General features: G+C 48.3%; 8 protein-coding genes. 6 read left to right on the top strand and 2 right to left on the bottom strand.

The genetic code is table 11. The features are described 5' to 3' along the window. The 6 genes from QUA99_RS30990 to QUA99_RS30965 form a co-directional block, all read left to right on the top strand. The coding region (locus tag QUA99_RS30990; RefSeq protein ID WP_333244875.1) for a transposase at positions 1-490 on the top strand (490 nt) is incomplete at its 5' end. Further along, positions 462-671: a zinc ribbon domain-containing protein gene (locus tag QUA99_RS30985; protein WP_333244873.1), complete on the top strand. Its 210-nt coding sequence runs from the start codon at positions 462-464 to the stop codon at positions 669-671. The genes QUA99_RS30990 and QUA99_RS30985, both read left to right, overlap by 29 nt. Positions 672-1270: 599 nt before the next feature. Continuing rightward, positions 1271-4783 carry a hypothetical protein gene (locus QUA99_RS30980; RefSeq protein WP_333244870.1) on the top strand — a complete coding sequence of 1171 codons (3513 nt, stop codon included), beginning with the start codon at positions 1271-1273 and terminating at the stop codon, positions 4781-4783. Positions 4784-5373: 590 nt separating this feature from the next. Further along, positions 5374-8247 (top strand): zinc-dependent metalloprotease, encoded by a 2874-nt coding sequence (locus QUA99_RS30975; protein WP_333244864.1) that lies wholly within the window; start codon positions 5374-5376, stop codon positions 8245-8247. Positions 8248-8424: 177 nt separating this feature from the next. Beyond that, positions 8425-8853 carry an element excision factor XisH family protein gene (locus tag QUA99_RS30970; RefSeq protein WP_333244861.1) on the top strand — a complete coding sequence of 143 codons (429 nt, stop codon included), beginning with the start codon at positions 8425-8427 and terminating at the stop codon, positions 8851-8853. Further along, complete coding sequence (locus tag QUA99_RS30965; RefSeq protein ID WP_333244859.1) at positions 8829-9176, top strand: XisI protein; 348 nt, start codon at positions 8829-8831, stop codon at positions 9174-9176. Before QUA99_RS30970 ends, QUA99_RS30965 begins: the two co-directional genes overlap by 25 nt. A gap of 50 nt (positions 9177-9226) precedes the next feature. On the opposite strand, the gene QUA99_RS30960 is transcribed toward QUA99_RS30965, so the two are convergent. Together QUA99_RS30960 and QUA99_RS30955 are read right to left on the bottom strand one after the other, a co-directional pair. Next, a complete protein-coding gene (locus QUA99_RS30960) occupies positions 9227-9556 on the bottom strand; it encodes a DUF433 domain-containing protein (protein ID WP_333244857.1) in 330 nt (109 codons plus the stop codon). A gap of 222 nt (positions 9557-9778) precedes the next feature. Then, complete coding sequence (locus QUA99_RS30955) at positions 9779-10402, bottom strand: Uma2 family endonuclease (RefSeq protein WP_333244854.1); 624 nt, start codon at positions 10400-10402, stop codon at positions 9779-9781. Between the last annotated feature and the right edge of the window lie 246 nt (positions 10403-10648).

Genomic DNA, 10648 nt, shown 5'->3' with positions numbered 1-10648 from the left:
GTCTACACAGTCTCTTATGCTTATTTTGTTAACTTTGTCAAGTTCATCTTATACCAAATTAGATGAGCTTACCCTGCACGGTGAAGGTATCGGAATTGATGTAGGACTAACTAATTTTCTAGCAACTTCTAACGGTCTTTTAGTCAAGCGCCAAAGATTTTTTAAAGACGCAGAACGCAAGCTTAAATTGCTGCAACAACGTGTCTGTCGTAAAAAACTAGGTTCTAACAATTGGCGTAAAGCTCAAAAGAAAGTCGCCAAACTGCATAAATACGTTGCTAACAGTCGGAAAGATTGGCATCGTAAATTATCTCATCAAATCTGCCAAGATGTGGGAATGATTTTCGTTGAGGATCTGAACCTGATTGGGCACTCTTGGGCGATGCTAGGGAAACACTGCTTAGACGCAAGCTGGGGTCAGTTCTTCACAATCAAGCGAGCAAACTTGTTGGAAATATGGCGTGTATTTTCAAAAAGTAAGCGCTCATAAAACGAGTCAGGTTTGCCCCAATTGTCTAGCAGAAACAGGAAAAAAACAGCTTGATGAGCGTACTCATTCATGCTTGAACTGTGGCTATACAACAGACAGAGATGTTGCAGCCGCTCAAGTAGTTCTAATTAGAGGACTTGCAGCCGTAGGGCATACGGTCAAGATGCTTGCCTGCAAGTAAATTCATTGGAATCCCTGCGAATCAAGAATCCCCTCGCCTTTAGGCCGGGGTATGTCAAATCCGACGAAAGATATCCTGCAAGCGATCGTCCCCGTGTAGCCAAGTCTATAAATATCTGATCGCGAGATATTAAGCTCGCACTCGGAAAAAACGCTTTGTATAAAATCGGGATACTCCCCGAATGCGATCGTCGAGCGTGCGACTCTCTCCGCGGAGCATGACGAAACCCCAGCACTACAGTCGGAAAATAATAGACATTTCCAGAAAAGCCAGTCTTGAACAGGCACTCCCGCCTGTTACACAAGAATTATGAGAGAGGTCTAATTATTATTCGGATGCAAACGGAAACGATATGACTAATGACGAATAACTTGTTGCTTGGCTTAATTTGGACCTATCTGTGCCAAAATGTCGAGGTATTATCAAAAAAATATTCCCCAACGGCTCGAAGCCGAGGGGATACAAGGCAAGACACTAAGTCCCGCATGGCTTAAACCAGACAAAACGGTTAGGCTCGGCAAATCAAATAATTGTCTGTAAAATCTGTAACTGTGCTATTTCTAGAAAACAAAACCAGCTTTGGCAAAATTTAGAGTTTCATGTTGAATGCGAACGGGAGCATATTGGCAGACAATCGATCGAGCGCGTCGCAGTGGGCCGGGGAAGCTTTAGGGCTTCCCGAAGTTCAAGTACAAGCGCGTTTGCGGGGAAATCACCTGCACATTTTGTGCGAAGCAGCGCAGTGTCCGTCTCAAGAATTGGTGACGGCGAGATTTACCCACGCGATCGAACAAACTGATTTAACGCGACTGCTGCCCGATCGACCTAAAATTTACCAGTTGTTTCTGTGCGGCCGCAAAATCGGTTCCCGACAAAATGACTGGACAGTCAGGCTCGATTGCAGCAGTCCCAAGCGACAGCAACAGCCACAGCAACCGGAACCAAAAGCTGCCGAAGTGCCGCCGCCAGCGACTTCCCCCGAGGAACCGCCAGCAAGCCGTAAAAGAGGCGGATTTTTCGGCAAATTTAAGAATGACAATCAGAAACTCAAACAGACACCAAAACCGGTAGAAACAGCAGCCCATTCGCCGCAAGTACGGGAAGAACTGGATTTTGACGCCGAAAGTCTGCCCATCGCCTCCCGGATTCAATACCCAGAAGCTTTTGAAACTTCCCCCGTGACGATCGACACTTCGGCTGCTGCGACGCGGGAAGCTTTTAGTTCCACCGTTCCCCCGCAGCAGAAAGCGAACCGTGGCGCAGTGGCTTTGATTCAATCCCCCGAAGCCGACTCCGGCGAGGGCGATGGCGGTGGAACATTGACGGTTTCGCCGGAAACTTTGGCGCGCCGGGGCTATCCAGATGCGATCGCCAGCTATCTCAGCGAAATCCTCGGGCCGATGGGAGTTTCGGTGAAAGTAAGCATTCGCGAAAAAGAACTCAAAAGCAGCCGGGAAACCCTGCCGGTTAGGGGGCAGGAAAATATCAAGCTCAAGGAACGCCGACTGCTGGTGCTGTGCGAGTCAGCTTACAGCCCCGACCCCTCATTGCTGGCAGAACCCATCGCCGGCAGGCTGCGGAAACTGCAACTAGAGGATTTCCGGGAAGCAGTAATCGGCAGCCAAGTCAGCGGCGAAGCGAAGCCAGACTGGCTGCTGCGGGTGGATTTGACTTCGCCGGACACAATTCTCAAGGAATGGGCGAGGTGGGGAGACGTACAGTCGATCGCCAAACTGCTCAACCAACACTTGGCAGCATCGAGAGTCGAAGTGCGAGCCACCCTCAAAGAAGCAACCCTCCACCTGTTTTGCAGCAAAACTGCCAAAAAAGGACAAAAGCCTAAACGGCAAGAATACCCCGACAAGCAGCAAACTACCGACGCGATCGCCCCTTTGTTAGCCTCCTTCGCGCCCCAAGGCATCCGCGCAGCTACTATCTACGGCGTAGAACCAGCCAGGGACTCTCAGGCGGAGCCGGAGTCGCCTGTGTGGATTGACTGGGTGGACTTGCCTGCCGCCCACCACCCCGACTTAGCTGCGAGCGCTAGAACGCTGGCAGCCGAGGGCGATCAATTGGCTCTGACTTTTTTATTGAACAGGTTGCTCAACCCCAATCTCAGACGCAAGCTAGAAACAGGAGGGATTCGGGCTGTTGTGCTGCAAAAAGCCAACGTGCTGCACGTCATGACAGAAGCTCTGACTTGCCCTTCTCAGTCGAAGGTAGGCCCGCCGGTGGTCAAATTTTTGCGGCACCTACAAATTCCGGGAGTGGCAGGGGTGCGAGTCTACGGACGCCGTGCCGGCCAGAAACTGCCTCTGTGGCGCTACGCGATCGACCTCAGAACGGCTGGTGACGAGGAATCAGCGACGACACCCGCACCGGTTCCCTCGCCAGTGACTGTGTTGGAAAAAGAACCGGTGCCGGAGTTTGCGCCGGTGGAGGATGGGAGTTTTTCGGGTTTGGGCGACAAGCTTGACGAGCAGATGCCCAACTCCTGGCGGCCCCGGTTCAAAATCCGACTCCCCGGATACAATCTGGGCGAGCAGTTAGTTCAAGCGGCGGTGCAACCGCTTGTCGCTTCGGGTTTGTTTGTTCCCAACGATGGTTTGTCAACTAATGCTGCTGCGCCCGGTGGCGTGAGAGCCGATCGCGCGGCGGGAATGGCCTTGATTTGGGCGATCGCCGGCTGTCTGCTGACTTTCAATACCGATTGGCTCCTGGGTCTATTTCTGCAATCTGCGGCGGTCAGTCAAGCTCCTAGCGCCTCCGAAGTTTGTAATGGTCAAAATTGTCAAAATTCATCCCCCAAGGCTTTGGGCGACGTTACAGCCCCACCTCCGAAGGAAACCCCGAAACCCGTTCCCCCTGCTGATGAGGTGAATTTGCCTCAAACTCAGTTGCAGCAGTCGCCGGAAGCCAACCGGGAAGAGGCTTTTAATGGCTCTGGGTTTACGAAACCGGGAAATACTAGCGTTCCTGTAGTTGAGGTTTCTGCACCTCCGGTGTTCCCGACTTTGAGGAGCGAGCAGCTTGACGATCAGATAGCGCGCTATCAAGAGTACATTCACCTGCACAAAAAACCGCCGGATATTTTAATTGTCGGCAGTTCGAGGGCGCTGCGGGGTATCGACCCGGCGGTTTTGGAAACGGCTTTGGCAGCTTCGGGCTACCCGGGGCTGAAGGCTTACAATTTTGGGGTGAATGGAGCTACTCTCCAGGTTGTAGATTCGATCGTCCGCCGGATTTTGCCGCCGCAACAACTGCCAAAATTGCTGGTGTTGGCGGACGGGGCGAGGGCTCTCAACAGCGGGCGGCCGGATTTGACTTTTAGTGCGATCGCTTCTTCGGAAGGTTACAGGCAATTGTCCCGGGGTAGTTTTCTGATCCGCACCAATCAATTAGATGCCCAAGAATCGAATCCGAGTGCAAAAAATCCGGTGGCGACTGCCACTGAATTGGTACACAATTTGGGACAAACTCAAGCTAACGTTCAGCAATTGGTGAGTCAAAAGTTGGTGGAGGGTTCTGCAATTTACAAAAAGCGCGATCGGCTCAAAGGGTTTTTGCGATCGCTCGCGAATCCATCAGCCCCTGTTGCAACCGAGAGTCCCCAAACCGGAGTGCTGGGCCAACAAACAACTGAAAACGCCCAGCTAATTGCTGGGGGTAAAGAACCCAGCGAGTTTCAACCAAACGGCTTTTTGCCGATCGATATACGCTTCAATCCCGATACTTACTTTCAGAATCACCCGAAAGTCTCTGGCTATTACGACTCCGACTATCAAGATTTTAAATTGATAGGCGAACAAGCTCTAGCACTCAAAAATCTGATCGAATTTACCAAGGTTCGCAACATCAATTTCGTGTTTGTGAATATGCCTCTGACTGAAGATTATTTAGACCCGGTGCGGACAGGTTACGAACAAGAATTCCGGCAATATATGCAAGAATTAGCAGCTCAAAGCGGACTAATTTTCCTAGATAAGAGCTTATTGTGGCCCCAGGCGCGGGAATCTTTTTCCGACCCCAGCCACCTCAACCGTTACGGTGCTGTTGCAGTTTCTAAGCGGTTGGCTCAAGATCCCATGATTCCGTGGCCGGCGAAAAAATAGTTTTGACTTTTGAGTTTTGAGTTATTTTAGAAGTTAAATGATTTAAATCTGCTTGTAGGGGCAGGTTCAGGACTATCTACGATTCTGATTTAACTCACAACTCATGCAAAGCAAAGCGTTGCGGGATCGTCCCGATTTTGTATAAAGCGTTGTTTAGGAGTGCGATGTCATGGGAGCATCTCATATTTGTAAAAATACTTTTTTTGGCTCCTTCCTTCTGCCTCTTTCCTTCTGCCTCTTTCCTTCTGCCTCTTTCCTTCTGCCTCCTGCCTCAAAACTCCAATTTCTAGCTTGGCTGCAAAACTGAGATGCTCCCGATGTCATCCCGCACAGCAAAGTGTATCAACCCAGGGGCATCTAACATAATTTTACGGTTCCTCAGCGGAGTGTTTATGACAGTCCAGTTTGATGAAATTCTTGTCGGGTGGTGTCCCGACCCAAATATATAACTTAGATCCCCGACAGCTTATCTCTCGTTTGGATATCCCACAGCCAACACTCCTGTAAAAGCTCTCATTGGAACTATCGCAGCGTTGCAAGTGCGACGCGGCTATCTCAAAAATATTCTTTCCTGCGGCTAGATCCTGAAAATGAAAAAATTGATATTTCCTGAAAATAGCAAAAATCAACAGATAAAAAGTCCCCGAAAAAATTTGCCTTTGATATTTTTTATATTATCTTTAGTGTTTTTCTGTTGGAGTTTGTATAAAGGTTTATTTTTACCTTTTGCTTTATCATCTGGGCCGCCCAGCAACGAACAAAGTAGCGAACAGCAAACTCTGGCACCCTTTGAACAGGTTGTCAAAGACGCGCAAAAGTTAGAGGGACTATTTACGCTTTACCGCAATCAAGCAACTAATAAAGTTTATCTGGAAATTAGACAGCAACAACTCGATAAAAAGTTTCTGTGTTTCGTGACACTGGCTTCGGGTTTGGGGGAAGGGGGCATTTTTAGCGGATTGCCGCTCGGCGATTTCTTGTTTCAACTGCGCCGAGTCCAAAATAATGTGCAGTTTGTGATACCAAATATTAATTTTCGCACCAGTCCGGGCGACCCGCAAACTGGTTCGGTGGCAAGGGCATTTAGCGACTCGATTCTATATTCTTTGCCGGTCAAAAGCATTCATCCGCAACGACAAACTCTGTTGATAGATTTAGGGGATTTGCTGATGAGTGAAAAGCGCGACTTACCAGGAGTAAAAGCGATTTTACCGCTGATTTTGGGCGCTTCTTACTCGCTCGATGAAGACAAATCTTATTTTAAAGATGTTAAAGCGTTTCCGCTGAATGTAGAAATTGCTTCTATTTACGGTTTTTCTAGCGATAATGACAGTGAAGTTAACTATTTACCATCGATTCCTGACAGTCGGGCTTTTAACCTTCGCATTCACTACAGTTTCTCGGAAGTGCCGCTAAATAACGGCTACCGCCCCAGACTTGCGGATGAGCGAGTGGGCTATTTTCTCACAGCATATAAAGACTTTTCTGACAAGAGCAGCCGGGAGCCTTTTGTACGCTATATCAATCGCTGGCATTTGCAAAAGCAAACCCCGACAGCCCCGATGTCACCTCCGGTGCAGCCGATCGTCTTTTGGATAGAAAATAATGTGCCTCTGGAATACCGAAATGCTATTCGGGAGGGAGCTTTGGAGTGGAACAAAGCTTTTGAAAAGGCAGGTTTTACTGAGGCAATTCAGGTCAAACAAATGCCGGACAATGCTAAATGGGACCCGGCTGATGTTCGCTACAATACTATTCGCTGGTCGAGTTCTTTTGAGCCTGAGTTTGCCGGCCTCGGGCCCTCTCGCACTAACCCGCTGACCGGAGAAATTTTGGATGCTGACATTCTGTTGGATGCCAATGTTGTACGGCAAATCAAACAGGGCTATCGGTCTTTGGTGGAACAAAATCGCTCGGTATCTAAGAGTTTTCAAGGGCGAAACGGTTCTAATACCAATCCCTGTCAGTTCGGGATGTATTCTCGCTATTTGAATGTGCTAGAAAATGGGGATTTAGGAAAAAGCCGCGGGGAAAACGATCGAGGTGGAATTGCTGAGGATTTGCCGACTTTGGTAGAAAGATACCAGGAGCAAAAACGATCGCCTTTATCGCGGTTGATGTCGAGTTCGGATCTGTGTTTTGGGTTGGAATCGAGCCGACAGTTTGCGATTGGGGCAATGTCGATGGATCTGTTGGAAAATACAGCGCCTAGCAGTCCGACAATTGACAATTATGTTAATCAATATATCAGATCTTTGACGGCGCACGAAGTCGGTCACACTCTTGGTTTGAGGCACAATTTTCACGGGAGTACGATGCTGCAACCGGAGGATTTGAACAATACTCAGGTAACTCGCACCCAAGGTATGATTGCGTCGGTGATGGATTATGTGCCGATTAATTTGGCACCTGCCGGAACTGTGCAGGGCGACTATTTTCCAACGATTGTAGGGCCTTACGACGATTGGGCGATCGAGTACGGTTACAAGGTGATTGGCGGCCGGGACCCCAACAGCGACTTACCAGCGCTGCAACAAATTGCCAGCCGCGCTGCGGAACCCCAATTAGCTTACGCGCCGGATGAGGATGCTGTTGACATTCTCGATCCCGCTGCGAATACCTTCGATCTCAGCGCTAATATGCTGAGGTATTCGCAATGGCAATTGGATAATGCTAGGGCAATGTGGAAGCGTTTGGAAAAGCGAATTCCGCTTGGGGAAGAGGGTTATAACGAACTGCGGGTGATGTTTGATTCGGTGTTCGGGTATTATGTCAACCAGGTGATGAATGCGACTTTGTATGTGGGGGGACAGTCGTTTAACCGGATTCGCCCTGGAGATACTAATGCGAAGTTGCCGTTTGTGCCGATCGAACTTTCTCAGCAGCGAGAAGCTTTAGCAACATTAGAGAAGTACGTTTTTGCCCCGGATGCCTTTAGTTTTGCGCCGGAATTGCTCAACAAATTGGCGCCGTCGCGCTGGGAACACTGGGGAAGTCCGGCTTTGGTGTTTCCTCTAGATTACCCGATCGGCGATCGAATTACTTTTTTGCAGCGGTTTGTGTTGCGAGTTTTGCTATCGCCGGTGCGCTTGGCGAGGCTGCGGGATGCCGAGTTAAAATCAGCGCCGGAAACTGCTTTGAGGTTGCCGGAAGTGTTGGATACTGTACAAAAGGATGTTTGGCAAGAGGTTTTGCAGCCGGAAAAGAAGATGCAAATTTCAACTTTTCGGCGTTCTTTGCAGCGAGAACATTTGGCGATTTTGATGGGAATGGTGCTGCGAAAAACGAGTGTTCCAGAGGATGCGCGGAGTTTGGCTTGGTACGAGTTGCGGCAGTTGCGGGAGGGTTTGAGCAAGAGTATTCGGAATTTGGATCGGAGTGCTGATGCTTATACGCGGGCTCATTTGGAGGAAACGCGCGATCGAATTTCTAAGGTTTTGAATTCCCAAATTCAGTCGAATTAATTTTATATAGGGCTTACGCATGGGGGCCCAGAAACCGGGTTTTTGAGGAAGATATTTCGTTGCCGCCCGCAGATTCGGTAAAAAACCCGGTTTCTTATAATCTCAGTCAAGTTAAAATAATTCGGAACTTGCGTCGTATACGATAGATAGACAGGGAAGCTAAAAAGAACAGCCCTTATGCCTGCCCAAGATCTTTATCACGATACTGTCTGCACTGCCCTCATCAAAGATGGCTGGACAATCACTCATGACCCACTGATTCTCAAAATAGGGGGCCGCTCGGTCTTTGTTGATTTGGGCGCCCAGAAACTAATTGCGGCTGAACGAGGGTCTGAAAAAATTGCGATCGAGATCAAAAGCTTTCTGGGCCCTTCGCCCATTAATGACCTCGAAAATGCTTGGGGGCAGTTCTTTATGTACGCCCGAACGCTGCAAAAACGAGAGCCGGATCGTCTTCTTTACCTAGCTGTTAATCGCAACACCTTTGAAACGTTGTTTAAAGAAGAAGCTGGGCAATTGCTGCTAGAAGAACCAGGTTTTCGCCTGATCGTTTTTGACTCAAACAGGGAGGAGATTATTCAATGGAAACCGCAAATCTACCCGTAGACCAATGGCGTGAGACGTTGGAGAAAATTCTCCAATACTATGCGGATATTCCTTATACTTATGGGGATGTGATTACCTATGTGGTAGTGAGCCGCGATCGCAACCATTTTATGCTGATACATGAAGGTTGGGAAAATCATCTGCGAGTTCATGGTTATGTGGTTCATGCCGAAATTCGCAATGACAAAATCTGGATTCATTATGATGGCATTGAAGACGGCATCACTGAGGAACTCGTCGCCTCTGGCGTACCCAAAGACCACATTGTTCTTGCTTTCCATCCACCCGAAGTCCGACAGCATACTGGATATGCGATCGCATAGCTTCTCCCCTTGACCAAGATTTTAGATAATATCAGCTTGGTAGCAAATATTCACGATCGCACCTGCTGTCTTGCTGCTTTAGCTGCAATCAGTTTGTTGTACAAAGCTCGATCGCTGGTTTGTAGAGGTTGAGGCATGGCATCAAATGCGGCTTCTTCGGCGGCTAGGTAAGCGTCGATTTCAGCGCGGTTGCCTAGATAAAAGGCGATCGCACCATAAACCTGTTCCAGTGTCAGTAGTGGGAAAGACTGAACAATAGTTTCGGGCGATAGTCCTTGTTGGAAAGCATAGGCGATCGAGTCAAGAGAAATCCGAGTTCCTTTAACCCAATAGGCATCATTCCGATATTCTATGTAAGTTTTAACTGCTACAACTGGCATAAATTTTTTTAGATTGTAACTACTTCTTATTGCAGACGGATTCGATCGCCACAAGCCTTGAAAAACTAAGATAGCGATCGCCCATCAATTGACAAAAACTCCGTTATCTCTGACTTTAACCAAGGGGATGGTGGATTGCTATCGCAATCGATGAAATAATTGTATGCCAATTGCTCGTACAGTTCCTCAACTAACGATTGCAAGTCTAATAATTTGCCAACACTAAACTTGTGTCATTGCAACGATTTGAGCGGTCGTTAATACCAACTGAGGAAACGTTGGAGAAACAATAATGGCTTCTCCTTGATATCGCTGTGCCTGATATTCACCATCGATTAAGCGGTTGATAGTCACCGTAGGCTGTTTTGGAGAACCAATATACTGAACGCCTCCCAACCCTGCATAATCAACGATCCAATACTCCAGGATTCCTAAAGTTTCATACTCATTCAATTTGATGCGGTAATCATCCCGCCAATTCGTACTGACAACTTCGATCGCCAAGGGAGGTGGAATATAGGCAGCAGCAGAGGCAGAACTTTGACGCATTCTGACCCATTCTTCCTTGGCAAACACCACAATGTCGGCTTTACGACTCGATTCACTTTCGCCCGGGGCAGCGTTCAATCTGACTTGTTTACTTTGTCGAGGAACGTAGGGAAGGTTCAAGGATTGGCAATGATCTACCAAGAGACGACATAATCCATCGACGACATCCTCATGTTTGGCTGTGGGTTCACTCAGGGGCATGGCAACTCCATTGACTAGCTCAAATGACCTGCCGGAGTCGTCATCCCAGTTGAGAAATTCCTCGAAGGAAAGGGTTTTTTGGGCGATCGCAACCATTGATATTAACCTTTTGGGTAGGTTGGCTCTCTGTTGTCTGTTTCTAGCTTAACGTGAGGTAGAGAGATAGATCGCTTCTCTTGTAGGGTGCGTTAACGAAGTATACCGTAAACTTTGACACCTCTTCTCGGTTTTACTGCCCGCGTCCTGGTTGGCAATCTACAAAACCTAATACCATTTTTTTAAAGATGTGATAGACTTATGTAAGAAGTAAAGGAGCCAATGAAAATGTCTGGTCGCCCCAAC

This window comes from Microcoleus sp. F10-B2 (assembly GCF_036704965.1).
GTDB lineage: Bacteria > Cyanobacteriota > Cyanobacteriia > Cyanobacteriales > Microcoleaceae > Microcoleus.
This window is presented reverse-complemented; position numbering and strand designations above follow the sequence as displayed.

Excerpts from the sequence above, each read along its gene's own strand:
- QUA99_RS30955 (WP_333244854.1), bottom strand. The coding sequence starts at position 10,402 with ATGGTTGCGATCGCCCAAAAAACCCTTTCCTTCGAGGAATTTCTCAAC.
- QUA99_RS30960 (WP_333244857.1), bottom strand. The coding sequence starts at position 9,556 with ATGCCAGTTGTAGCAGTTAAAACTTACATAGAATATCGGAATGATGCC.
- QUA99_RS30965 (WP_333244859.1), top strand. The coding sequence starts at position 8,829 with ATGGAAACCGCAAATCTACCCGTAGACCAATGGCGTGAGACGTTGGAG.
- QUA99_RS30975 (WP_333244864.1), top strand. The coding sequence starts at position 5,374 with ATGAAAAAATTGATATTTCCTGAAAATAGCAAAAATCAACAGATAAAA.
- QUA99_RS30970 (WP_333244861.1), top strand. The coding sequence starts at position 8,425 with ATGCCTGCCCAAGATCTTTATCACGATACTGTCTGCACTGCCCTCATC.
- QUA99_RS30980 (WP_333244870.1), top strand. The coding sequence starts at position 1,271 with ATGTTGAATGCGAACGGGAGCATATTGGCAGACAATCGATCGAGCGCG.